The sequence below is a fragment of the Halobacterium litoreum genome, from assembly GCF_021233415.1.
GTDB lineage: Archaea > Halobacteriota > Halobacteria > Halobacteriales > Halobacteriaceae > Halobacterium > Halobacterium litoreum.
The window spans coordinates 131,632-154,830 of sequence record NZ_CP089466.1; the positions used below are offsets into that span (position 1 = coordinate 131,632).

At 68.1% G+C, this 23,199-nt stretch carries 23 protein-coding genes; 20 read left to right on the top strand and 3 right to left on the bottom strand.

Translation table 11 applies throughout. The annotated features are described in order from the left end of the window. Nucleotides 1–33: 33 nt before the first annotated feature. The gene (locus tag LT972_RS00715) at nt 34–501 is read left to right on the top strand and encodes a type IV pilin (RefSeq protein WP_232571275.1); all 468 of its coding nucleotides are present in this window, start codon (nt 34–36) and stop codon (nt 499–501) included. Nucleotides 502–548: 47 nt separating this feature from the next. On the opposite strand, the gene LT972_RS00720 is transcribed toward LT972_RS00715, so the two are convergent. After that, nucleotides 549–1,187: a methyltransferase domain-containing protein gene (locus LT972_RS00720; protein WP_232571276.1), complete on the bottom strand. Its 639-nt coding sequence runs from the start codon at nt 1,185–1,187 to the stop codon at nt 549–551. A gap of 102 nt (nt 1,188–1,289) precedes the next feature. On the opposite strand from LT972_RS00720, the gene ahaH reads away from it, so the two are divergent. From ahaH to LT972_RS00800, 16 genes are all read left to right on the top strand, one after another. Further along, nucleotides 1,290–1,622 (top strand): ATP synthase archaeal subunit H, encoded by a 333-nt coding sequence (gene ahaH, locus LT972_RS00725; protein WP_232571277.1) that lies wholly within the window; start codon nt 1,290–1,292, stop codon nt 1,620–1,622. Then, entirely contained in the window at nt 1,609–3,780 is a 2,172-nt protein-coding gene (locus LT972_RS00730; protein WP_232571278.1) for a V-type ATP synthase subunit I, read from the top strand. The genes ahaH and LT972_RS00730 overlap by 14 nt, the downstream gene beginning before the upstream one ends. A 5-nt stretch (nt 3,781–3,785) precedes the next feature. Continuing rightward, nucleotides 3,786–4,058 carry a F0F1 ATP synthase subunit C gene (locus LT972_RS00735; RefSeq protein WP_232571279.1) on the top strand — a complete coding sequence of 91 codons (273 nt, stop codon included), beginning with the start codon at nt 3,786–3,788 and terminating at the stop codon, nt 4,056–4,058. Between the two features lie 23 nt (nt 4,059–4,081). Beyond that, nucleotides 4,082–4,669 (top strand): V-type ATP synthase subunit E, encoded by a 588-nt coding sequence (locus LT972_RS00740; protein WP_232571280.1) that lies wholly within the window; start codon nt 4,082–4,084, stop codon nt 4,667–4,669. Continuing rightward, on the top strand, nt 4,666–5,718 hold the full coding sequence (locus LT972_RS00745) for a V-type ATP synthase subunit C (protein WP_232571281.1): 1,053 nt from the start codon (nt 4,666–4,668) through the stop codon (nt 5,716–5,718). The genes LT972_RS00740 and LT972_RS00745 overlap by 4 nt, the downstream gene beginning before the upstream one ends. Then, nucleotides 5,715–6,062, top strand: coding sequence for a V-type ATP synthase subunit F (locus LT972_RS00750; protein ID WP_232571282.1), 348 nt, complete (start codon nt 5,715–5,717; stop codon nt 6,060–6,062). The genes LT972_RS00745 and LT972_RS00750 overlap by 4 nt, the downstream gene beginning before the upstream one ends. Continuing rightward, a complete protein-coding gene (locus LT972_RS00755; RefSeq protein WP_232571283.1) occupies nt 6,059–7,810 on the top strand; it encodes an ATP synthase subunit A in 1,752 nt (583 codons plus the stop codon). Before LT972_RS00750 ends, LT972_RS00755 begins: the two co-directional genes overlap by 4 nt. After that, nucleotides 7,810–9,225, top strand: a complete 1,416-nt coding sequence (locus LT972_RS00760) for an ATP synthase subunit B (RefSeq protein WP_232571284.1) — start codon at nt 7,810–7,812, stop codon at nt 9,223–9,225. The genes LT972_RS00755 and LT972_RS00760 overlap by 1 nt, the downstream gene beginning before the upstream one ends. 179 nt (nt 9,226–9,404) lie before the next feature. Beyond that, nucleotides 9,405–10,118 carry a lycopene cyclase domain-containing protein gene (locus LT972_RS00765; protein WP_232571285.1) on the top strand — a complete coding sequence of 238 codons (714 nt, stop codon included), beginning with the start codon at nt 9,405–9,407 and terminating at the stop codon, nt 10,116–10,118. Then, on the top strand, nt 10,109–11,116 hold the full coding sequence (locus tag LT972_RS00770; protein ID WP_232571286.1) for a Brp/Blh family beta-carotene 15,15'-dioxygenase: 1,008 nt from the start codon (nt 10,109–10,111) through the stop codon (nt 11,114–11,116). Before LT972_RS00765 ends, LT972_RS00770 begins: the two co-directional genes overlap by 10 nt. Before the next feature lie 62 nt (nt 11,117–11,178). After that, a complete protein-coding gene (locus LT972_RS00775; protein WP_232571287.1) occupies nt 11,179–11,877 on the top strand; it encodes a V-type ATP synthase subunit D in 699 nt (232 codons plus the stop codon). Nucleotides 11,878–11,915: 38 nt separating this feature from the next. Further along, on the top strand, nt 11,916–12,308 hold the full coding sequence (locus tag LT972_RS00780; protein WP_232571288.1) for a DUF6276 family protein: 393 nt from the start codon (nt 11,916–11,918) through the stop codon (nt 12,306–12,308). A gap of 37 nt (nt 12,309–12,345) precedes the next feature. Further along, entirely contained in the window at nt 12,346–13,902 is a 1,557-nt protein-coding gene (locus LT972_RS00785; protein WP_232571289.1) for a succinic semialdehyde dehydrogenase, read from the top strand. After that, nucleotides 13,899–14,972 (top strand): SDR family oxidoreductase, encoded by a 1,074-nt coding sequence (locus LT972_RS00790; protein ID WP_232571290.1) that lies wholly within the window; start codon nt 13,899–13,901, stop codon nt 14,970–14,972. The genes LT972_RS00785 and LT972_RS00790 overlap by 4 nt, the downstream gene beginning before the upstream one ends. 41 nt (nt 14,973–15,013) lie before the next feature. Next, nucleotides 15,014–15,670 (top strand): ferredoxin Fer, encoded by a 657-nt coding sequence (gene fer, locus LT972_RS00795; RefSeq protein WP_232571291.1) that lies wholly within the window; start codon nt 15,014–15,016, stop codon nt 15,668–15,670. An 82-nt stretch (nt 15,671–15,752) separates the two neighbouring features. Further along, nucleotides 15,753–16,517 carry a pirin family protein gene (locus tag LT972_RS00800; RefSeq protein ID WP_232571292.1) on the top strand — a complete coding sequence of 255 codons (765 nt, stop codon included), beginning with the start codon at nt 15,753–15,755 and terminating at the stop codon, nt 16,515–16,517. A gap of 181 nt (nt 16,518–16,698) precedes the next feature. Here LT972_RS00800 and prf1 read toward each other — a convergent pair whose 3' ends face one another. Next, a complete protein-coding gene (prf1, locus tag LT972_RS00805; RefSeq protein ID WP_232571293.1) occupies nt 16,699–17,949 on the bottom strand; it encodes a peptide chain release factor aRF-1 in 1,251 nt (416 codons plus the stop codon). Nucleotides 17,950–18,103: 154 nt separating this feature from the next. Between prf1 and minD the strand changes: the two genes are divergently transcribed. Continuing rightward, nucleotides 18,104–18,961 (top strand): cell division ATPase MinD, encoded by an 858-nt coding sequence (minD, locus tag LT972_RS00810; RefSeq protein WP_232571294.1) that lies wholly within the window; start codon nt 18,104–18,106, stop codon nt 18,959–18,961. Between the two features lie 129 nt (nt 18,962–19,090). Here the strand turns inward: minD and argS are convergent, their stop codons facing one another. Continuing rightward, nucleotides 19,091–20,839: an arginine--tRNA ligase gene (gene argS / locus LT972_RS00815; RefSeq protein WP_232571295.1), complete on the bottom strand. Its 1,749-nt coding sequence runs from the start codon at nt 20,837–20,839 to the stop codon at nt 19,091–19,093. A gap of 229 nt (nt 20,840–21,068) precedes the next feature. Between argS and LT972_RS00820 the strand changes: the two genes are divergently transcribed. Both LT972_RS00820 and twy1 read left to right on the top strand, forming a co-directional pair. Then, nucleotides 21,069–22,127 (top strand): GNAT family N-acetyltransferase, encoded by a 1,059-nt coding sequence (locus tag LT972_RS00820; RefSeq protein ID WP_232571296.1) that lies wholly within the window; start codon nt 21,069–21,071, stop codon nt 22,125–22,127. A gap of 49 nt (nt 22,128–22,176) precedes the next feature. Next, nucleotides 22,177–23,151, top strand: a complete 975-nt coding sequence (twy1, locus tag LT972_RS00825) for a 4-demethylwyosine synthase TYW1 (RefSeq protein WP_232571297.1) — start codon at nt 22,177–22,179, stop codon at nt 23,149–23,151. Nucleotides 23,152–23,199: the final 48 nt, after the last annotated feature.

Sequence of the window (23,199 nt, forward strand, 5' to 3'; positions counted from 1 at the left end):
GGTTCTTCACCGAAGCCGCGGCCACCACGCGACGTGGCCCGTGGGTACGCACCAGTCGCGGTCGTCCTCCTGCTCGCAGTCACCGTCGTCGCCGCGGCGAGCGTGCTTACCATCCTGCCGTCCGTGACGGAGCGCCCGCCAGCCGACCAGCGCGGCGTCGCCGTCGACGCGACCGCGGACGGCCGCGTGACGCTGACGCTCGTCGCCGGCCCCGAACTGGACGTCCGCGACGTCGACGTGGCGATTTCCGTCGACGGCGCCGCGCTCGACCACCAGCCGCCGGTGCCGTTCTTCTCGGCGACGGGGTTCGTGAGCGGGCCGACCGGCCCGTTCAACGTCGCAGACGACCCGACGTGGCGCGTCGGCGAATCGGCGAGCGTCCGCATCGCGGGGACGAACGCGCCGACCGTCGAAGCCGGCGACGCCGTCGAAGTGCGACTCGTCGTGCGCGGGACCGTCGTCGCGACTGCGCGAACGGAGGTAACCGAAGGAACGGCGTGACGCTGACTCGGGCGCGCGGTCGACGGTTCGCAGTGCTCGCCGTCTCTTCAGTCCGCACCCTCGCTTCGCTCGGGGGCTCGGGCCACGCTCACGATGGCCTTCGGACTCCCGGGCTTGGCCTGCTGGACGACGTGCTCGACGTCCTCGAAGCCGGCCTCGTGGAACATCCGGTCGGCCTCCTCGGCGTCGTAGAACAGCATGATGGCGTCCGCGAGCTTCTGGAACACCGTCGACTCGGGGTAGTCCGGACCGACGACGAGCACCGTCCCGCCGGGTTTCACGACGCGGCGCATCTCTCGGAGGCCCTCCACGGGGTTCGGCCAGTACTCGATGGAGCCCGAGGACCACACCGCGTCGAAACTCCCGTCCTTGAACGGGAGGCGTTCGGCGTCCCCGAAGTGAAACTGCACGGGGTCGTGTTTCCCGAACTTCGCCCACGCCTTCTCCAGTTGGTGGGGGCTCTGGTCGAGGCCGTAGACGTTATCGGTGTGCTGGAGCAGCCCCTCGGTGCCGAAGCCGGTGCCACAGCCGACGTCGAGGACGCGGTCGTCGGCGTCCACGTCCAGCATTTCGAGGGCTTCCGCGCGCATCTCCTCGGTCCAGACGAACGTGTTGACGCGGTCGTACACCTTCGAGAGGTACTTGTAGAACGTTCGGGCCCGCGCCTTGTTCTCGAGGACTCCCATTGACCGAATTTGCGCCCGAATCGGCATTATACCTTGCGTTGCGCCCGAGGACTTCGCAACTACCATATAGGCTGTGTTCCAAGATTCGCCCGGTAAGAGCGTATGCCAAGGCCAGAGGTTCTCGACGAAATCAAATCGGCAGAATCGGACGCCGACGACATCGTGGCCGAGGCCGAGGAGGACCGCGAACAGCGGCTCTCCGAGGCCCGGACGCGAGCCGATGAAATCCGTGCCGAAGCGGAGGAGGAGGCTCGCGAACTGAAAGACGAACGGCTCGAAGAAGCACGCGACGACATCGAATCCGAGCGCGAACGCATCCTCGAGGAGGGCGAGGCGGAACGCGAGGAACTCGCCTCGCAGGCCGAGTCCAACGAGGACGACGCCGTCGAGTTCGCGCTCGAACAGTTCAAGGAGGCGGTACATGCTCAGACCTGAGCGAATGAGCAAGGTCTCGGTGGCGGGCTCCCGGCGCGTGCTGGGGGACGTCATCGAGGCGATTCACGACCTCGACTTGGTCCACCTCTCGGACTACGACGGCTCCATCGAGGGCTTCGAGAACGGCGACCCGCTGGAGGGCGCCGACGAAGCCTCCGACAAACTCGTCACGGTGCGCTCGCTCAAGTCCACCCTCGGCGTCTCCGAGGAGGACGCGGGCCCGACGCGCATCGTCACCGACGAGGCCCTGGAGACGGAACTGGAGGAGATTCGCGTCGAGGTCAACGAACTCGACGACCGGCAGAGCGAACTCGAGGACGAACTCCGCGCCATCGAAGAGCGAATCGACGCCGCGGAGCCGTTCGCCGACCTCGGCATCGACCTCGACTTGCTGTCGGGCTACGACAGCCTGCAGGTCGAAGTCGGTGAGGGGAACGCCGACGCGATTCGGTCCGCGCTCCAGGAGTCGGAGGCCGTCGCGGCCTTCGAACTGTTCACGGGCGACGGGACCGTCGGCGTGTTCGTTCGCCCGCGCGGCGACGACCCCGCGGCGCTCGACGACGCGCTCGTCGGCGTGGACTTCGCGCGCCTCGAAATCCCCGACGCGGAGGGGAGCCCGGAGTCCTACGTCGAGGAGCTGCGCCACGAGCGACAGACCCTCGAATCCAAGTTGGAGAACGTCGAGAACGAACTCGAGAACCTCCGACTCGAACACGCCGGCTTCCTCCTCGCGGCCGAGGAGAAACTCGCCATCGACGTCCAGAAGACGGAAGTGCCACTCCAGTTCGCGACGACCGAACACGCGTTCGTCGCCGAGGGCTGGATTCCGAGCGGCGAGTACTCCACGTTCGTCGAGCACGTCCAGAACGCGGTCGGCGAGCACGCCGCCGTCGAGGAACTGGAAGTCGCGGACTACGAGCCGTCCGGTCACGGCCACCACGCGCCCGCCGACGAGGCGAGCGCGGAAGCCGCGACCGACGGCGGGACGTCCGCGGAGTTCGACGAGGACGACAGTCCGCCGGTCATCCAGGACAACCCCGGCCCGGTGAAGCCGTTCGAGGCGCTCACCGAGGTCATCAACCGGCCGAAGTACACGGAACTCGACCCGAGTATCGTGTTGTTCCTGACGTTCCCCGCGTTCTACGGGTTCATGATCGGGGACCTCGGGTACGGCATCCTGTACGCCGCGCTCGGCTACTGGCTCTACGCCGGCTTCGAGAGCGAGATGATTTCGAAGCTCGGCGGCGTCGCGATGTGGGCCGGCGGATTCACGGCCCTCTTCGGCGTCCTGTACGGCGAAATATTCGGCCTCCACCTCGTCACGGAGTACCTGTGGCACGGGGTCGTCGGCCTCGCAGACGCACCCCTGAAGAAGGGGCTTCACGTCGGCGCGTTCGCCGAACTCTGGCTTGCAGCGAGTCTCCTGTTCGGCGTCGCCCACCTCGCGGTCGGCTACATGTTCGGGCTCGTCAACGAGTCCCGTTCGCACGGCCTGAAGGCGGCCGTCACCGAGAGCGGCGGTCCGCTCCTGTTGATGGCCGGCGTCGCCGCGTGGCTGTTCAGCACGCACATGCAGTCCGGCGGCGGTCCGCGCCCCGAGTTGCTGTATCGCGCACTCGAACTCCCGCCGATCGTGGGTATCGTCGGGCTCGGCCTCGCGCTGGTCGGGCTCGTCCTCGTCACCATCGGCGAAGGCGCCGCCGGGTTCCTCGAGAGCCCGACGTACGCCCTCGTCAACACGGTCTCGTACACGCGGATTGCGGCCGTCCTGCTCGCGAAGGCGGGCATGGCGTACGTCGTGAACCTCCTCGTGTTCGGGGCCTACGAGGTCCACCTCAAGGAGCCCGAGACCATCGACTACATGTTCGGGCTGTTCTCGACGACCATCGAACACGAGACCCACTTCATGGTGTTCAGTGGCTCACACGGCTACGAGACACTGTTCCCCGGTCTCATTCACATGGGCTGGGGTGGCGTCATCGCCGGCGTCATCGTGCTGGTCCTCGGGCACCTATTGGTGCTGGCGCTCGGGGTCACATCCGCCGGCTTACAGACGCTACGCCTCGAATACGTGGAGTTCTTTAACAAGTTTTATGAGGGCGGTGGAGCGAAGTACAACCCGTTCGGTTACACGCGAAACTACACCACTGAGGACTAAGTAAAATGATTGAGAGTCTCACAGAGTTCGCTACGATCGCAACGCAATCGGCTGGCAGCAGCAGCCCCGCAATCACCCCGAAGTCCGCGGCAGCGCTCGCCGTCGGTCTCGCCGCACTCGCAGCAGGCTACGCGGAACGCGGTATCGGTAGCGCCGCAGTCGGTGCCATCGCGGAAGACCAGGACCTCTTCGGTACGGGCCTCATCCTGACGGTCCTCCCGGAGACGCTGGTCATCCTCGCGCTGGTCGTCGTCTTCGTCGTCCCGTCCGCGTTCTGAAAACCGCCCTTCTCCCCCCATCAATGAGTCTGGAAACAGTAGTTGAGGACATCCGAGACGAAGCCCGCGAGCGCGCGAAGGAGATTCGCGCAGACGCCGAAGAGCGCGCCGACGACCTCGTCGCGGAAGCCGAAGCCGACGCCGAAGCCACCATCGAGGCGGCCGAGGCCGAGGCCGAACGAGAGGTCGAGCGGGAGCGAGAGCAGAAGCTCTCCAGCGCGAAACTCGAGGCGAAACAGATGCGCCTCGAAGCGCGCCGCGACGCCCTCGAATCCGTCCGCGAGCAGGTCGCCGACCGCATCGCGGCCATCGACGGCGACGAGCGCGAGGAGCTCACCCGCGAGCTCCTCGACGCCGCCGCCGACGAGTTCGAGAGCGACGCCGACGTCAGCGTGTACGGTCGCGCCGACGACGAAGCACTCATCTCGGATATCCTCGACGACTACGACGGCTACGAGTACGCCGGCGAGTACGACTGTCTCGGCGGCGTCGTTGTCGAGAGCGAGACGTCCAGGGTCCGCGTGAACAACACGTTCGACTCGGTCCTCGAGGACGTCTGGGAGAACAACCTGAAAGCGATCAGCGCCCGACTGTTCGACGAGGAGCAATGAGCGCGTCCGGCACGGCAAACTACGAGTACGTGGTCGCCCGCGTTCGCCACCGCCGCGCCAGCCTGTTCAGCGACGACGAGTACCGCAAGCTCCTCCGCATGGGCACCGGCGAAATCGCGCGCTTCATGGAGGAGACGGAGTACGAGGACGCGGTCAACAACCTCGGCTCCCGGTACAGCGGCGTCGACCTCGTGGAGTACGCGCTCAACGAGACGCTCGCCGCCGACTTCGACGCGCTGTTGCGCTGGAGCGAGGGCCGGCTCTACGAGCAGGTCGCTCGCTACCTGCGGAAGTTCGACGCGTGGAACGTCAAGACCGTGCTCCGGGGGCTGTACTCGGAGTCGACGGCCGACGAGATTCGCACCGACCTCATCGACGCCGGCGAACTGGACGAGGAACTCCTCGACCGGCTCGTCGCCGCCGAGAGCATCGAGCAGGTCGTCGAGTTGCTCGACGACACGATGTTCGGTGCGTACCTCGAACCGGCGTTCGAGGACTACGAGCAGACCGGTACGCTCGTCCCCCTCGAGAACGCCGTCGACCGCGCGTACTACGAGAACCTCGTCCCCGACTCCGTCGGGAACAGGGACAGCCCGCAGGCGCTGTACGCCGAGTTCCTGCACGCGGAAATCGACTTCCGGAACGTCCGGAACGCGCTCCGTCTCGCGCGCTCCGGCGCGGACGTCGACCCCGAGGAGTACTTCATCGAGGGCGGCACGCTGTTCTCGGCGTCCGAACTCGCGCAGCTCGTCGGGAACCGCTCGGAGCTCGTCACTCGCATCCGCGAGAGCCGGTACGGCGACGAGCTGTCGGCGGCGCTGGACGAACTGGAGCGGGCGGACAGCCTCATCGGGTTCGAGCACGCACTCGACCGCGCGCTGCTCGAGTTCTCCGACCACCTGTCCCACGTCTACCCGCTGTCGGTCTGTCCGGTGCTGGCGTACGTGCTCGCGAAGGAACGCGAAGTGGACAACATCCGTGCCATCGCTCGCGGCCGCGAGGCCGGCTTGAGCGAGGACGAAATCGAGGAGGAACTCGTCATCCTATGAGCCAGGAAATCGCAGTCATCGGTAGCCCGGAGTTCACCACCGGGTTCCGGCTGGCCGGCGTGCGAAAATTCGAGAACGTCCCCCAGGACGAGAAAGACGAGGACCTCGACGACGCGGTCGAAGCGGTCCTCGGCGACGGCGACGTCGGCATCGCGGTGATGCACGACGAGGACCTCGACCACCTCTCGCGGCGCGTCCGCGAACAGGTGGAGACGAGCGTCGAACCGACGTTCGTCACCATTGGCGGCGGCTCCGCCGGCGGCAGTGGACTCCGCGACCAGATCAAGCGCGCCATCGGTATCGACCTGATGGCCGAGGACGAAGGTGAGAGTGAGAACGAATGAGCCAAGCAGAAGAAATCACTGACTCCGGCGAAATCGAGAGCGTGAGCGGTCCGGTCGTGACCGCCACGGGCCTCGAAGCCCAGATGAACGACGTCGTCTACGTGGGCGACGAGGGTCTGATGGGCGAGGTCATCGAAATCGAAGACGACGTAACAACCATCCAGGTGTACGAGGAGACGTCCGGCATCGGGCCGGGCGAACCCGTCGACAACACCGGCGAACCCCTGACCGTGGACCTCGGGCCGGGCATGCTGGACTCCATCTACGACGGCGTCCAGCGCCCGCTCGACGTCCTCGAGGACGAGATGGGGGCGTTCCTCGACCGCGGTGTCGACGCGCCCGGCATCGACCTCGAGAAGGAGTGGGACTTCGAGCCGTCCGTCGAGGAGGGCGACGAGGTCGAGGCCGGCGACGTGCTGGGCACGGTCTCCGAGACCGTCAGCATCGAGCACAAGGTCCTCGTCCCGCCGCGCAGCGACGGCGGCGAGGTCGCCGAGGTGAACGCCGGCGAGCACACGGTCGACGAAGCGGTCGTCGTGCTCGAGTCCGGCGAGGAAATCGCGATGCGACAGGAGTGGCCGGTCCGCCGCGCGCGTCCGACCGAGGACAAGCACACGCCGCGGACGCCGCTCGTCACGGGCCAGCGCATTCAGGACGGCCTGTTCCCGCTCGCGAAGGGTGGCACGGCGGCGATTCCGGGTCCGTTCGGGTCCGGGAAGACCGTCACCCAGCAGCAGCTCGCGAAGTGGTCCGACGCGGACATCGTCGTGTACATCGGTTGCGGCGAGCGCGGGAACGAGATGACGGAAGTCATCGAGGACTTCCCCGAACTCGAGGACCCGCAGACCGGGAACCCGCTGATGGCGCGGACGTGCCTCATCGCGAACACGTCCAACATGCCCGTCGCGGCCCGCGAGTCCTGTATCTACACGGGTATCACCATCGCGGAGTACTACCGCGACATGGGGTACGACGTGGCGCTGATGGCCGACTCCACCTCGCGGTGGGCCGAGGCCATGCGCGAGATTTCCTCCCGACTGGAGGAGATGCCGGGCGAGGAGGGGTACCCCGCGTACCTCGCCGCTCGCCTCGCGCAGTTCTACGAGCGCGCCGGTCTCTACACCACCCTGAACGACGAAGAGGGGTCGGTGTCCGTGGTCGGTGCGGTCAGCCCGCCGGGCGGCGACTTCTCCGAGCCGGTCACCCAGAACACGCTGCGCATCGTGAAGACGTTCTGGGCGCTGGACGCGGACCTCGCCGAGCGCCGGCACTTCCCCGCCATCAACTGGGACGAGTCCTACAGCCTGTACAAGGAACAGCTCGACCCGTGGTGGCGCGAGAACGTCTCCGAGGACTTCCCGGAGGTCCGGCAGTGGGCCGTCGACGTCCTCGACGAGGAGACGGAACTCGAAGAGATTGTCCAGCTCGTCGGCAAGGACGCGCTCCCGGAGGACCAGCAGCTGACCCTCGAGGTCGCTCGCTACATCCGGGAGGCGTGGCTCCAGCAGAACGCGCTCCACGACGTCGACACCAACTGTGAGCCGAAGAAGACGTACAAGATGCTCACGGCCATCAAGACGTTCAACGACGAGGCGTTCGACGCGCTCGACGCCGGCGTCCCGGTCGAGGAGATTCAGGACGTCGACGCGGCGCCGAAGCTCAACCGGATGGGCGTCCAGGAGGACTGGGACGCGTACATCGAGGAGCTGAAAGACGACCTGGCCGAGCAACTACGGGACCTCTACTAATGAAAGAGTACCAGACAATCACCGAAGTCAGCGGTCCGCTGGTGTACGTCGAGATCGACGAGCCGGTCGCGTACGACGAGATGGTCGAGGTCGAGACGCCTGACGGCGAAATCAAGCGCGGTCAGGTGCTCGAGTCCAGCGACGAGTTCGTCGCCATCCAGATCTTCGAGGGCACCGAGGGCATCGGGCAGGACGCCTCGGTGCGGTTCCTCGGCGAGACCCTGAAGATGCCGGTGACCGAGGACCTCCTCGGTCGCGTGCTCGACGGGTCCGGCAACCCCATCGACGGGGGGCCGGACATCGTGCCCGACGAACGACGCGACATCGTCGGCGAAGCAATCAACCCTCACGCCCGCGAGTACCCCGAGGAGTTCATCCAGACCGGCGTCTCCGCCATCGACGGGATGAACACGCTGGTGCGCGGCCAGAAGCTGCCGATTTTCTCGGCGTCCGGTCTGCCCCACAGCGACCTCGCACTCCAGATTGCGCGGCAGGCGTCCGTGCCGGAGGAAGAAGACGAGGGCGAGGAGAGCGAGTTCGCAGTGGTCTTCGGCGCGATGGGTATCACCGCCGAGGAAGCCAACGAGTTCATGGAGGACTTCGAGCGCACCGGCGCACTGGAGCGCTCCGTGGTCTTCATGAACCTCGCGGACGACCCCGCCGTCGAGCGGACGGTCACGCCGCGGATGGCGCTGACCACGGCGGAGTACCTCGCGTTCGACAAGGACTACCACGTCCTCGTCATCCTGACGGACATGACGAACTACTGCGAGGCGCTCCGCGAGATCGGCGCGGCTCGCGAGGAGGTGCCGGGTCGGCGTGGCTACCCCGGGTACATGTACACGGACCTGGCGCAGCTCTACGAGCGCGCCGGCCGCATCGAGGGCCAGGAGGGGTCTGTCACCCAGATTCCCATCCTGACGATGCCGGGCGACGACGACACGCACCCGATTCCGGACCTCACCGGGTACATCACCGAGGGCCAGATCATGATGAACCGCGACCTGAACAGCCAGGGCGTCACGCCGCCGGTGAACGTCCTGCCGAGCCTGTCGCGGCTGATGGACGACGGTATCGGCGAGGGCCTCACGCGCGAGGACCACGGCGACGTCTCCGACCAGCTGTACGCGGCGTACGCGGAAGGTGAGGACCTCCGCGACCTCGTGAACATCGTCGGTCGCGAGGCGCTCAGCGAGCGGGACAACCTCTATCTGGACTTCGCGGACCGCTTCGAGGACGAGTTCGTCGACCAGGGCTTCCACACGGACCGCTCCGTGGAGGAGACCCTCGACCTCGGTTGGGACCTGCTGTCCATCTTCCCGAAGGACGCGCTCAACCGCATCGACGAGGAACTCATCGAGGAGCACTACGTCGAGGACGACGCCGAGGCCGAGGAAGCCGCGGCGGCGGACTAGCGACAACCGCTCTCTTTCCCGTCGCTCTCGCCGGACAGCGGCCGCGCCGATTCGCCGCGAGTCCGGCCGCACTCGCCACGCTTTTCGAGGTGCGCGCGCAACCGCCGTGCAGTGACACGACACGCCGCCTGCAGTCGTTCGCTGGCCGCGGGTGGCAGACCCCGCGCTCGGAGGCGACCGTGACCGGTCTCACGTACGCGCAGTTTCTCGTCGTCTTCGTCGCGCCCGTCGTCGCCGCGCTCGCGGTCGGCCGCGCGCGCCGCCGCGAGTCGCTGGTTCGTACGGGCGGCGTCGGCGTCCTGCTCGTCCTCGCGCTCGCGTACACGACGCCGTGGGACAACTACCTCGTCGCGCGCGGCGTCTGGTGGTACGGCGACGGCACCGTGCTCGCGCGCGTCTGGCACGCGCCAATCGAGGAGTACGCGTTTATCGCGCTCCAGACCGTCGCGACCGGGCTCTGGGTGCAACGGCTCGCCGGAACGCCGGACCCGGAGTTCCTGCCGTCCTTCCGCCACGCTGTAGCCGGTCTGCTCGCGGGCGGCGTCGTCGGCGTCGTCGGCGTCGCGTTCCTCGCTCGGGACGCGACGTTCTACCTCGGCGCCATCCTCGCGTGGGCGGCGCCCGTGTTCGCGCTCCAGTGGGCCGTCGGCTGGCGGTACCTGTGGGCGCGCCGTCGCCGGTTCGCGCTCGCCGTCGCCGTGCCGACGCTCTACCTCGCCGGCGTCGACCGAATCGCCATCGCCGCCGACGTGTGGTCGCTCTCGAACCGGTACACGACGGAAATCGGCGTGCTCGGCCTCCCAGTCGAGGAGGGCGCGTTCTTCCTCGTCACCAACCTCTTCGTCGCGCAGGGCCTAGTGCTGTACGACTGGGTGGTCGCGAGATGGGGGTAGCCGACGCCCGGCGCGCGCTCGCGACGCCCGCACTCGCCGCCGGCTGGGTTGGCGTCGCGGTGGCCGCGCTGCCCTCGATTCTCGGCGTCTCGCTGTCGCCGACCGCGCGGTACGCGCCACTCGCCGCGAGCGTCGTCGTCTTCGGCCTCCCGCACGGCGCCATCGACTGGGTGGCGCTTCCCCGGGCAGTCACCGGGAAATTCACCGCCCGATGGCTCCCCGTGGTCGGCGCGCTCTACCTCCTGTTGGGCGGCGCGTACGCCGCGGTCTGGTTCCTGTGGCCGGTCCCGGCGGCGCTCGCGTTCGTCGCGCTGACGTGGTTCCACTGGGGGCAGGGCGACATCTACCCCCTGCGAGCGTTCGCGGGCGCGGACCACCTCGACTCGCGGGGCGTGCGCGCCGGCACGCTCCTCGTGCGCGGCGGCCTCCCGATGCTCGTTCCTCTGCTCGGCCACCCCGAGACGTACCGCGACGTGGTGGCCGCGTTCGCCGCGCCGTTCGGCGGGCGCGTCGGCGACCTCGCCATCTTCGACTCCGAAGTCCGATTCGCGCTCGGCGTCGCGTTCGCCGCGCTCACTGTGGGGACGCTCGCGGCGGGCCGACTGGCCGCCGAGAACCGGCGCGCGTGGCGCGTGGACGCCGGCGAGACCCTCGGCCTGTGGGCGTTCTTCCTCGTCGCTCCGCCCGTGTTCGCGGTGGGCGTCTACTTCTGTCTCTGGCACTCGGTCCGCCACGTCGCGCGCGCCGTCGAACTCGACGACCGGTCTCGGCCGGCGCTCGCGCGCGGCGACCTCCTCGGGCCGCTCCGCCGGTTCGCCGTCGAAGCCGCGCCGCTCACGGCGGCCGCGCTCGCCCTGCTAGGTGGTCTCGCCGTCGTCGTTCCGGACCCGCCGACGACGCTCTCGGGGTGGTCGGGCCTCTACCTCGCGTTCGTCGCGATACTCACGCTCCCGCACGTCGCGGTGGTGACGTGGATGGACCGCGCGCAGGGCGCGTGAGCGGCGGACGGGACTGAAAACGTTTACCTCCCCGCGGGAATTAGCCCCGTCCAAGAGACCGCATGGCTCAGGACATCAAGCCGACCCGGAAGAATTTGATGGAGATCGAGGACCGCATCGAACTCTCCGAGCGAGGCCACGACACGCTCGAACAGAAGCGAGACGGCCTCATCATGGAGTTCATGGACATCCTCGACCAGGCACAGGACGTCCGCGAGGGCCTCGAATCGGACTACGACACCGCCCAGAAGAAGATCAACATGGCGCGCGCGATGGAGGGCGACATCGCGGTGCGCGGCGCGGCCGCGGCGCTCGAAGAACACCCCGAAATCACGGTCGAATCCCGGAACATCATGGGCGTCGTCGTCCCGCAAATCGAGTCCTCGAAGGTGAAAAAGAGCCTCGACGAGCGCGGCTACGGCATTCTCGGCACGAGCGCGCGCATCGACGAGGCCGCCGAGGCCTACGAGGAACTGCTCGAATCCATCGTGCTCGCGGCTGAGGTCGAGACGGCGATGAAGAAGATGCTGACGGAAATCGAGACGACCAAGCGCCGCGTGAACGCCCTGGAGTTCAAACTCCTGCCGGACCTCTACGAGGGCCAGGAGTACATCGAGCAGAAACTCGAAGAGCAGGAACGCGAGGAGATCTTCCGCATGAAGAAGGTGAAGGCGAAGAAAGAGGAGGAGGAAGACGAGGAAGAAGAGCAGGCGCTCGAAGAGGCCGGCCGCGCGGAGACGCGCACGCCGTCGGACGACTGAGCCGGGTCGCCTAAGTCGCCGCCGACGTACGTCGAGCCATGAGTTGTCCGAACTGCGGCGGCGACGAACTCGCTTTTCGCGTTCCCGATTCCGTCCGCGAGCACCTGCCGGACGACCGCGCGGGCGCGACGCTCTGTGACACGTGTCTCCGCGTCTCCCCGAGCGACAGCGTGCCCGACGACTACCCCGACTTCTCGACCGTGAGCGACGCGTTCCCCGAGGACGGCGAGACGGGCGCGGTGCTCGCGTGCCTGCTCGCGCTGCTCGACCGCCTCGTCTTGCACCGGGAGGACGCGGACGCCGTCGCCGCCATCGCGGAGCGCCGGGGCGTGGACGTGCTGTTGTTCCTCGACCGGCTCGCCGCCGACTCGGGTCTGGACCCCGAACTGGACGTGACCCGGCGCCGCGAGCAACTCGAACAGCTCATCTGAGCCACGCAGTTAACACGCCGGCGTCCGAACGCGACGTATGAACACGGAGTGGGCGGACGCCGACCGGTTGGCCGACCTTCGCGAGGCGCTCGTCGTCGCGGGGGACCGCGCGAGCGTCGCCGTCGAAGCGCCGTACACGGGCGAGCAGATTGCCTCGATTCCCGACGGCACCGAGGCCGACGCGGCCGCCGCCTACGAGCGCGCTCGCGACGCGCAAGCCGAGTGGGCCGAGCGCCCGGTCGCGGAGCGCGTCGCCGTCCTCGACCGGTACGCCGAGCGCGTGCTGGACGCCCGAGACTCGCTTCTGGACCTCGCGCAACTGGAGACCGGGAAGTCCCGCCGTGACGCCGTCGAGGAGGTGTTGGACGTGGCGGCGACGGCGAGTCACTACGCGAACGTCGCGCCCGACCTCCTCGAAAGCGAGCGCCGCGGCGGCGCGGTCCCCGGCCTGACGAAGACGACGGTCCACCGTCACCCGGTGGGCGTCGTCGGCGTCGTCTCGCCGTGGAACTACCCCATCACGCTCGCCGTCTCGGACGCTCTCCCGGCGCTCGCGGCGGGGAACGCCGTCGTCCTGAAGCCCGCCGAGCAGACCACGCACACCGCGTTGCTCGCGCGCCGCCTGCTCGTGGACGCCGGCCTCCCCCCGGACTTGCTCTGCGTCGTCCCCGGCGAGGGTGCACGCGCAGGGGCGGCCGTCGTGGACCGCGCCGACTACGTCTGCTTCACGGGGTCGACCGCCGCGGGCCGAGAGGTGGCGGCGCAGGCGGGGCGGAATCTCGTGGACTGCTCGCTGGAACTCGGCGGGAAGAACCCCCTGCTCGTGCTGGACGACGCCGACCCCGAGGCGGCCGCGGAGGGTGCGGCCCGCGCGTGCTTCGCGAACGCCGGCCAGCTCTGCGTCAGTACGGAACGCCTCTACGTCCACGACGCCGTCTACGAGGACTTCCGGGACGCGTTCGTCGGCGAGGTCCGTGACCGCCGACTCGGCGCGGGGTTCGACTACGCGGCCGACGTGGGGTCGCTCCAGTCCGCCGCGCAACTCCGGAAGACGGCCCGGCACGTCACCGACGCCGTCGAGCGCGGCGCGTCCGTGCTGGCGGGCGGCCGGGAGCGCTCGGACCTCGGGCCGTACTTCCACGAACCCACGATTCTGGCGGACGTGACCCCCGAGATGGCGGTCCACGACGAGGAGACGTTCGGGCCGGTGGTGAGTCTCTACCGGGTCGAAAGCGCGGACGAGGCCGTCGCGCGCGCGAACGACTCCGACTACGGCCTGAACGCGTCGGTGTGGACCGAAGACACCGACCGCGGGGAGCGCGTCGCGCGCCGCGTTCAGTGTGGCACCGTCAACGTCAACGAGGGGTACGTCGCGACGTGGGCGTCGCTCGACGCGCCGATGGGCGGCGTCGGCGACTCCGGCATCGGGCGACGGCACGGCGACGACGGCCTCCTGAAGTACACCGAGTCCCAGACCGTCGCGGTCCAGCGCGGCCCCCGCATCGACACCGGGCCGCTCCCGACCGGGCTGTGGGCGCGCGCGATGACGACCGGCACGCGCCTGCTCTCGAAGCTCCCGGGGTGGGCGCGGTGAGCGTCTTCCTCACCGGCTTCCCGGGGTTCCTCGGGTCCGCGCTCGTCGAGCGCCTGCTCGACCGAACGGAGACGGTTCACTGTCTCGTCCAACCGAAGTACCGGGGCGCGGCCGAGGAGCGCGCCCGCAGTCTGGCCGGTGACGACTGGCGGAACCGAATCGTCCTCCACGACGGCGACATCACCGACCCCGACCTCGGTCTCGGCGACGAGTACGGCGCGCTCCAGCGGGAAGTCACCGAAGCGTTCCACCTCGCCGCCGTCTACGACCTCGCCGTCGACCGCGCGGTCGGCGACGCCGTCAACGTCGACGGCACCGGTCACGTCCTCGACTTCGCCGAGGGCTGTGCCCTCCGACGGTTCCACTACGTCAGCACGTGTTACGTGAGCGGCCGCCACGACGGCGTGTTCGGCCCCGACGACCTCGACGTGGGCCAGTCGTTCAACAACCACTACGAGGCGACGAAGTTCGAAGCCGAAGTCGACGTGCAGGAGCGGATGGGCGAGGAATTGCCGACGACTATCTACCGGCCCGCCATCGCCGTCGGGGACAGCGAGACCGGCGAGACCCAGAAGTACGACGGCCCGTACTTCGTGTTGCGCTGGCTCCAGCGGTGCCCGGGAATCGCGCCACTGCCGGCGTTCCCGGGGATGGCCGCGACCGAACTCAACGTCGTGCCGCGGAACTACGTCGTGGACGCAATCGACCGCCTCAGCGAGCGCGAGAGCGACGACGCGTGCGCAGTCTACCAGCTCTGCGACCCGAACCCGCCGACGATTCCCGAACTCACGCGCCTGTTCGCCGAGGCGACCGACACGCGCGTCCTCCCGGTGCCGACGACGCGCGCCCTCGCGAAGCGCGTCCTCGGTACCGGATTGGGCCGGCGCGTCGCGGGCATCCCGCCGGAGACGCTGGACTACTTCACGCACCCGACGCGGTACGTCGCGCCGAACGCCACCCGCGCGCTCGCCGGCACGGGCGTCTCCTGTCCGCCCTTCGAGTCCTACGTCGATGCGTTGGTCGCGTACGCCCGCGACCACCCCGGGGTCGGAGACGCGGCGATGACGTAGGCGGCAGTTGCACTTATCCCGTCTCGGCCGTAACCCCCGGTGTGGACTCCCCGCACGAGATTCTCGACGTCGCCCCCGACGCGGACGACGAGGCGATCGAGCGGGCGTACCGCCGGAAGGTGATGGAGACCCACCCCGACCAGGGCGGCTCCACCGAGGCGTTCCAGTTGGTTCGCGCCGCCTACGACGCCATCGAGGCCGGCGAAACCGGGGAGTTCGACGAGACCGCTGTGGACACCGACCCCGAGAACGTCGACCGGAAACCGGCGTCCGCCGAGACCACCGTGGAGTACCTGAACTACGACGCCATCGAGGACTACGAGTGGACGCTGGACGACGACGACCTCTTCGAGAAGGCCGACACCACCGACCTCGACCCCCTCGACCACGGCGAGTTCGTCGTGGAGCCCGGCGAGTCGCTGCTGGAAGCCGCGGAGCGCCGCGGGTACGCGTGGCCGTACGCCTGTCGCGGCGGCGCCTGTGCGAACTGCGCCGTCGCGCTCGTCGACGGCGAACTCTCACAGCCCACCGACCACATCCTCGACGACGACCTCCTCGACCGGGACTTCCGCCTCTCGTGTAACGGCGTCCCGCTCTCCGGCGAACTGAAGGTCGTCTACAACGTCAAACACCTCCCCGGGCTCGACGAACTCCGCCTGCCGCCGTACCCCTTCGAACTCGCGCACGCCGACGACTGACCGGCCGCCGACCACTCCCGCGAAGGCGGTCGGTCTCGCCGCGCGCGGAACCCACTTCTTCGCTCGGCCCGAGTCCTCACGCATGGAGGATTCCGCGTCGGGCCGAACGAAACCGCGAATCCACGCCCTCGGGCGAACCGACGTCTCTCGGAACCAGGGGAAGTTCCGGACGCACTTCAACTTCCCCGGGCGCGCGCTCCCGGACCACGGCGACCACGGCTACGGGCCGCTGGCGACGGTCGTCGAGTCGTTCATGGACCCGGGGACGCTGATTCGCATGCACCAGCACCGCGAGGAGGAAATCATCTCGTGGGTGCCAGCGGGCGTGATGCGCCACGACGACGGCGAGGGCAACGAACTCGTCACCGACCCCGACCACCTGATGGTGATGAACGCGGGCGAGGGGTTCTGGCACGCCGAGGAGACGCTCGACGACGACCCGCCGCTACGCATGCTCCAGATTTTCGTGCGCCCGCACAGCCTCGGTCTCGAACCCGGCATCCAGCACGAGCCGATTCCGGACCCGACGCCGAACGCGTGGCGCCACCTCTTCGGCCCCGAGGGCGGCGACGCGCCGCTGTACGTCCGCAACGAGGTCGACTTCTACGACTGCCGCCTCGACGCGGACGCGACGGTCTCGCTCCCCTCGAAACCCGGCCGGGACACCTACCTCTACGTGTTCGACGGCGCCGTCGAACTCGAAGACACCAGCCTCGGGTACACGGAGAGCGCGCTCGTCACCGGCGACGGCGACGTGTCGGTGACCGCCACCGAGGACTCGACGCTCGTCGCGTTCTCCATCGACCCCGACGCGCCCGTCACGCGACAGGGGACCATCGGGCGGTAAGCCGCAACCCCGAAAAACACGCCGAGCATCCGCGATCGCCACCGGCGCTCGCGGTTCACAGCGCGCGAAGCGCGCTGGCGGCGAGGACCCCCAACGGGGGTCTGACGCCGCTTTTTCCCCAAGTTTTTGCCGAACGAGAGGCGCGCTCCGCGCGCCCCTCGTGCAGCGCAAAAAGTGGGTTCTAGACGCCCGTGCCGTACCGCAGGAGACCCGCAAAGCCGCCGAACGCCGTCAGCAGTTGTTCGCCTTTCTCGAAGTCGGTGGAGATGAAGTGGGTGTCGGTGCCGCGCTGGTCGGCGATGTCCATGAGGTGGTCGATGGCGTCCTCGCGTTCGACGACTTCGGCGTCCTCGCCGCAGTCGCTACACTCGTGGTCGGGGGTGTCGCTGCGCTGGGAGATGAGTTCGCGTTCTTCGTGCTCGTTGGGGCACTCGTAGGTGACGACGTCCTTCCGGAGGTCCTCGGAGATGAGCAGCGTTTCGACGGAGCCCATGACGAGGTTCTTGCGCGTCGGCTCGAACCCGTAGGTGGCGAGGTCGCCGCCGTTGAGTTCCTTGAAGAACTCCTCCATGTCCGCCTTGTCGTCCATCAGGTCGGCTTCCGCGAGCGTGTCCTGTGCGCGGTCGACGAGTTCTTTCAGGCCGGATTCGTCGGTGTAGGAGACGTCGAACTTCCCGAGGACTTTGTCTTGGAGTTCGTGGTGGAGGTAGTCGCCGTCGAGGAACTCGTCTTTGGTCGGTGAGGGGCCGCCGACGAGGATGCCGTCGAGTTCGTGGCGTTTGGCGACGAAGAGGTCGTCTGCCATCTCCGCGATTTCCTGGTAGAAGTTGTCGATGGCTTCGAGGCGGAGGCGGGCGAATCGCTGTGCGGACTGACCACCTTTCCGCTGTTTGCCGGGGACGAGGCTGGACGCGGACTTGACGGCCTCGATGCGTTTGCCCTTCAGCCAGCCGACGTTGGCTTCGCGGCGGTCGAGGACGATGAGGCCATACAAGCCCTTGTCCCCGAGCATCTCTTCGAGGGGTTCCGTGAGGAACGCGGAGTCGCAGTGGTAGCGGAACGACTCGATGGGCTGGGGCGGCGATTCGAGGACTTCGGTGACCATGTCGGTGCGCCCGCCGCCGGAGTCGACCGCGCCGGAGAAGATGACCATCCCGTTGTCCGGCGGGAAGGTGTCGTAGTACCGGAGGCGGTCCTTGATGGACGTGAGGGCGTCCTGGACGTTCGTCCGCGTCTGCTTGGACTTGATGTTCGAGGCTTCGGAGTGTTCCTGGGTGACGTGGGCGACGACGTCCGAGACCTGCTTGTCCGGGGGGATGTAGATGGTGACGAGTTGCGTGCCACTCCCCTCGTAGTCTTTGAGTTCCTCGATGACTTTCTGGAACTCGTACTTGCGTCGGTCCTCGGACGGTACCTCGTCCTGTTCGCTCATTGCGGCGAAATAGCCGGCCAGCGGGTAAGTAACCTTTGACCTGCTAGACGACCACTCGCGTGGCGTTGCGGGCGCTCTATCGGTGTCTTCCCTGCGTGCGCGCTCGTCGACGCCCGCCAAACGCTTTATGTCGCAGTGTGCGTAGGCGTAGGCAATGACAGGGCGCGTGTTCGCCGTCGCTTCTGGGAAGGGCGGCGTCGGCAAGACGACGACCGCGGTCAACGCCGCGGCGGCGATGGCCGAAGCCGGTCGGTCGGTGGTGCTCGTGGACTACGACTTGGGGATGGCGAACGTGGGGGCCGTCCTCGATGTGGAGCAAGCCGACGCGACGCTCCACGACGTGCTCGCGGGGGAGGCCGACGCGATGGACGCCGTCGCGGAAGCGCCCGGCGGCTTCGACGTGATGGTTGGCGGCACGGACATCGAGGACTTCGGGCGCGCCGACCCGTCGAAACTCCGGGACGTGGCGGGCGAACTCCGCGAGAAGTACGACGTCGTCATCGTCGACACGGGTGGCGGTCTGAGCCACGACACGACGGTGCCGCTGGGGCTCGCCGACGACACCGTACTGGTGTCGACACCGCAGGTCGCGGCGCTGGAGAACACGGAGAAGACCCTCGAACTCGTCGAGCGCGTCGGCGGGAGCGTGGCGGGCCTCGTGCTCACGCGGGTCGGCGCGTCGGACGTGAACACCGACGAGGCGGTCGACGCGATGGACGTGGACGTGCTCGGGACGGTGCCCGAGGACAGCACCGTCGCGGCGAGCGAGGAGGCGGGCGAACCGCTGTTGGAGTACGCGCCCGAGAGCCCCGCCGGCCAGTCCTACCGGGAACTCGGCTACGAACTGCTCGGGGAGTCCCCGCCCGTGTCGTTCCGGGACGGGGACGGCGAGGAGTCGGCCGCGGCGAACGCGGCGCTCTCCGAGATGGTCGACGATTCGGGTGACGGCGGCAGCCGGTCGCTGCTCTCGCGCGTGACCGGCGGCTTGCTCGGTTCGAACGGGAACAAATAAGCGACCGGCACGTCCGAGTGTGGAACATGGACACCGACAACTCGATTTCGACCGGCTGGCTGATTTTCTACGTTCTGTTGGCGCTCGGCACCGTCTACGGCGCGCTGGCGTTCGTCGGCGCCATCTAGGCTACATCGAGTCGGGCGCTTCGATGCCGAGGACGTCGAGTGCGTTCGCGAGCGTGTGCTGTGACGCCGCGACGAGCGCGAGGCGCGCTTCCTTGGTGTCGTCGTCCACGTCGTCGGCGAGCACGGGACACGACCGGTAGAAGGCGTTGAACGCGTCCACGAACTCGCGGGCGTACGTCGCGACCTGGTGGGGTTCGAGGTCGGTCGCGGCCTCCTCGACGACGCCGGGGAACCGCGCGATGGCTTTCAGCAGCGCGCGCTCCTCGTTCGTGTCCAGTTCGCTGGCGTCGAGCGCGTGGGCCGCGCCGTCGGCTTCGTCCAGAATCCCGCAGGTCCGGGCGTGCGCGTACTGGATGTACGGCGCGCTCTGCCCCTCGAAGTCGAGCGCGTCGTCCCACTTGAACGTAATCGCCTTCGTCGGCTGTTTCGAGACGATGTCGTAGCGAACAGCGCCGATGCCGACCTGCCGGGCGATGCGGTCGACGTCCTCCTCTGTGAGGTCGTCGTCGCGGATGCGGTCGTCCAGCCGGGAGCGAACGGCGTCCTCGGCGCGGTCGACGGCTTCGTCGAGCAGGTCGTCGAGGTCGACGCCGGTGCCGGCGCGCGTGCTCATCTTCCCCTCGGGGAGGTTCACGTACGAGTAGATGAGGTCGTCCAGTTGGCTCACGTCGTTCCCGAGCAGGTCGAGGGCGGCGCGCAGTTGGCCGGCCTGCAGTTTGTGGTCCTCGCCGAGGACGGTGACGGCGCGGTCGAACTCCGCGAACTTCCACTCGTGGTGCGCGAGGTCGCGGGTGGTGTAGAGGCTGGTGCCGTCCGAGCGCAGGAAGACGAGTTTCTTCTCGAACTCTTCGAGGTCGAGTTGCCACGCACCCTCTTCGAGAACCGCGTTGTCCATCGATTTCAGGCGCTCGGCCACGTCGTCGGTCGCGCCGTCGAACATGAACCGCGTCTCCTTGACGAACTGGTCGAACTCCGCGGGCAGGCGTTCGAGGCACTCACGCATCCCGCCGAGCACCTGGTCGACGACCTCCTCGACGCGCTCGTAGGTCGCCTCGTCGCCCGCCTCTAGGCCCTGCAGAATCTCCTGCACCTCGGCCTCGGCGGCCTCGACTTCCTCGGGGTCGCCGTCTTCGAGGACTTCGTTGCCCTTCCGGTAGTAGCGCACGAGGTCGTACTCGATGCGGTCGCGCTCCGGCGGTTCGTCGAGGTCGCTCTCGTCGAACGTCTCGTACGCCCACGTGAACACCGCCATCTGGCGGCCGGCGTCGTTCACGTAGTACTCGCGGGTGACGTCGTGGCCGGCGTAGTCCATGACGCGCGCGACGGCGTCCCCGAGAATGGGGTTGCGGGCGCGACCGACGTGGACGGGCCCGGTCGGGTTCGCGCTCGTGTGCTCGACGACGACGGACTCGCCGGTGTCGGGGAGCCGTCCCCAGTCCTCGGTTTGGGCGGCTTCCAGCGTCCCCTCGAAGTAGGCGTCGCTCGGCGAGAAGTTCACGTACGGGCCCTGCGGGGTGGCGGCCGCGACGTACTCGGCGTCCGAGAGGTCGATTGCGTCGGCGAGTTCGCCGGCGACCTGCGGCGGCGGCGCGCCCGCTTCGCTCGCGAGGCGGAACGCCGCGCTGGACGCCAACACTGCGGGCACGTCCGCTGGCGGTTCCTCGATGCCGAGGTCCCCGGTCGGGTAGCCGAGGTCGTCGAGCGCGGCCTCGAGGGCCGCTTCGACTTCCCGGCGGAAGGCGATGAACATACCCGTGCGGTGGGCGTCGCCGGCAAAAGGTGTTCTGAATGGGCTACGCGGCGGCGTGTCCGTCGGCCCGCGAACCGACGGTACGCGTCGCCTACTCGCGAGTAGGCTGTGAAATACAATGCGGGTCGTCGGGAAAGTGTACCTTACCGGACGGGTAGTGTAATTCGCAACACGCGGCCGTTCCACGGCCGAACTCCGAGTGCAACTCTCGGCCCGTCAATTCCGACGCATGGCAGATATCGCCGTCTCAGTCCTCGATTCGATAACCGACGCCGACCCGAACCAGTGGAACAACGTCGTCGAGCAGTCCGCCCTCGGGAGCGTCTTCCAGCGCCACGAGTGGCTGGCGCTCGCGGAGGCGACGCTGGACCTGGAGCCGAAACACGTCGTCGCGGAGAAGGGCGGGAATCCGGTCGGGGTGTTCCCGAACTTCGTCTCGCCCATCTACGTGCCGGGGTGGACGAAGGTGTCGACGTCTCTCCCGGTGCGAGAGTTGGTGTCCGTCGACCCGGGGTTCGGCGGGCCGGTGGTGACGGGCAGCGAGGACGACTGCTTGGACGCGCTGTTCGACGGCCTGGAGCGAATCTCCGGGTTCGGGACGCTCCACCACACGGTGCGGACGAACGACCTCGGGTACGTGCGGTACGGCAAGCCGTTCGCGAAGCGCGGCTACCGCCCCGTCAACGTGAACTGTCGGTTCCGCGTCCACCTAGAACGCGACTGGGACGACATCCGCGCGGACATGGACGCCGACCGGCGCCGCGCGCTCCGGCAGATGGACGACCGCGACGTGACCTACCGCGACGTGCCCCTCGAACCCGAACCGCTCCGGGAGACCTACGAGGCGTACTGCCGGAACATCGAGCGCGCGGGCGGCGAGACGTTCGACTTCGACTTCTTCGAGGGGCTGGTCGACCGACTCGGCGACCGCGTGAAGGTGTTCGGCGTCGCGGTGGACGGACGGGAGGTCGGACGCTACCTCTACCTCCTGGACGACGAGCAGTCCACCGTCCACTACTACTTCGCCGCCATCGGCGACGAGGCGCACTTCGAGGACAACCCCTCCGAACTGCTGCACGCCCACGCCATCCAGTGGGCCCAAGCGCGGGGCTACCGGTACTACGACTTCGGCGGGACGGGCGCCGACTACCGGGACGGCGTGTTCCGGCACAAGGACGGCTACGGCGGCGAGGCGATTCCGACCTGCCAGTGGCAGAAGGGGCTCTCCCGGGTCGGGTGGCCGGCGTTCCGGGCGGCGCGCAGTTTCTACCGGAAGACGACGTACTGACCGAGCGAAGCGAGTGACGTTTTACGTCTGGACCGTCTGGCGTTGACCAATGAGCGAGTCCGACGGTCCCAAGCAGGTGAGCGACCCGGACTATCACAGCGAGAACCATACCGCGGCCCAGACCTGCGGGTGGACCGCGAACTCCCTGCGCGGCGAGGGGACGTGTTACAAGCACGCGTTCTACGGCATCCGCTCGCACCGGTGCATCCAGATGACGCCGGTCGTGCGGTGTAACGAGCGCTGCGTGTTCTGCTGGCGGGACCACTCCGGGCACACGTACGAACTCGACGGCGTGGAGTGGGACGACCCGGAGGCCGTGGTGGACGCCTCGATTCGCCTCCAGAAGCGCCTGCTGTCGGGGTTCGGCGGGAACGACGAGGTCCCCAGAGAGCGCTTCGAGGAGGCGATGGAGCCCCGGCACGTCGCCATCTCGCTGGACGGCGAACCCACCCTCTACCCCCACCTCCCGGAACTCATCGAGGCGTTCCACGACCGCGGGCTGACGACGTTCCTCGTGTCGAACGGGACGCGCCCCGAGGTGCTCCGGGAGTGCGACCCGACGCAACTGTACGTCTCGGTTGACGCGCCGGAGCGCGCGACGTTCGACGACGTGGTGGGGGCGACGGAGGACGACGCGTGGGAGAAACTCGTGGACACGATGGACGTGCTCCACGAGAAAGACAACACGCGAACCGTCCTGCGGACGACGCTCGTGGAGGGCGAGAACATGGCGAATCCGGACTGGTACGCGGGCTTCTTCGAGCGCGCCGACCCGGACTTCGTGGAACTGAAAGCCTACATGCACGTCGGGAACTCGCGGGACCGCCTCGACCGGTCGGCGATGCCGAGTCCCGAGGCCGTCACCGAGTTCGCCGAGGACGTGCAGGAACATCTCGACTTGCCGGTGTTGAAGACCGACGAGTCGTCGCGAATCGCCCTGTTGGCCCGCGAGGAGGACACGTGGGTGCCGAAACTCCGACACGACTCGGCGTTCTGGGACGAGGGCTCGACCGCCGCCGACTGACGCCCACAGTTTCGAGACGCGTTCCACATCCGGTATTCTTATGCGGCG

Bases quoted from the DNA above. Each gene is read 5' to 3' on its own strand.
- argS (WP_232571295.1), bottom strand. From the start codon at position 20,839: ATGTTCATCGCCTTCCGCCGGGAAGTCGAAGCGGCCCTCGAGGCCGCG.
- twy1 (WP_232571297.1), top strand. From the start codon at position 22,177: ATGAGCGAGTCCGACGGTCCCAAGCAGGTGAGCGACCCGGACTATCAC.
- LT972_RS00780 (WP_232571288.1), top strand. From the start codon at position 11,916: ATGAGTTGTCCGAACTGCGGCGGCGACGAACTCGCTTTTCGCGTTCCC.
- LT972_RS00820 (WP_232571296.1), top strand. From the start codon at position 21,069: ATGGCAGATATCGCCGTCTCAGTCCTCGATTCGATAACCGACGCCGAC.
- LT972_RS00755 (WP_232571283.1), top strand. From the start codon at position 6,059: ATGAGCCAAGCAGAAGAAATCACTGACTCCGGCGAAATCGAGAGCGTG.
- LT972_RS00720 (WP_232571276.1), bottom strand. From the start codon at position 1,187: ATGGGAGTCCTCGAGAACAAGGCGCGGGCCCGAACGTTCTACAAGTAC.
- LT972_RS00760 (WP_232571284.1), top strand. From the start codon at position 7,810: ATGAAAGAGTACCAGACAATCACCGAAGTCAGCGGTCCGCTGGTGTAC.
- LT972_RS00745 (WP_232571281.1), top strand. From the start codon at position 4,666: ATGAGCGCGTCCGGCACGGCAAACTACGAGTACGTGGTCGCCCGCGTT.
- prf1 (WP_232571293.1), bottom strand. From the start codon at position 17,949: ATGAGCGAACAGGACGAGGTACCGTCCGAGGACCGACGCAAGTACGAG.
- LT972_RS00770 (WP_232571286.1), top strand. From the start codon at position 10,109: ATGGGGGTAGCCGACGCCCGGCGCGCGCTCGCGACGCCCGCACTCGCC.
- LT972_RS00740 (WP_232571280.1), top strand. From the start codon at position 4,082: ATGAGTCTGGAAACAGTAGTTGAGGACATCCGAGACGAAGCCCGCGAG.
- ahaH (WP_232571277.1), top strand. From the start codon at position 1,290: ATGCCAAGGCCAGAGGTTCTCGACGAAATCAAATCGGCAGAATCGGAC.
- LT972_RS00735 (WP_232571279.1), top strand. From the start codon at position 3,786: ATGATTGAGAGTCTCACAGAGTTCGCTACGATCGCAACGCAATCGGCT.
- LT972_RS00800 (WP_232571292.1), top strand. From the start codon at position 15,753: ATGGAGGATTCCGCGTCGGGCCGAACGAAACCGCGAATCCACGCCCTC.
- LT972_RS00785 (WP_232571289.1), top strand. From the start codon at position 12,346: ATGAACACGGAGTGGGCGGACGCCGACCGGTTGGCCGACCTTCGCGAG.
- LT972_RS00775 (WP_232571287.1), top strand. From the start codon at position 11,179: ATGGCTCAGGACATCAAGCCGACCCGGAAGAATTTGATGGAGATCGAG.
- LT972_RS00750 (WP_232571282.1), top strand. From the start codon at position 5,715: ATGAGCCAGGAAATCGCAGTCATCGGTAGCCCGGAGTTCACCACCGGG.
- minD (WP_232571294.1), top strand. From the start codon at position 18,104: ATGACAGGGCGCGTGTTCGCCGTCGCTTCTGGGAAGGGCGGCGTCGGC.
- LT972_RS00730 (WP_232571278.1), top strand. From the start codon at position 1,609: ATGCTCAGACCTGAGCGAATGAGCAAGGTCTCGGTGGCGGGCTCCCGG.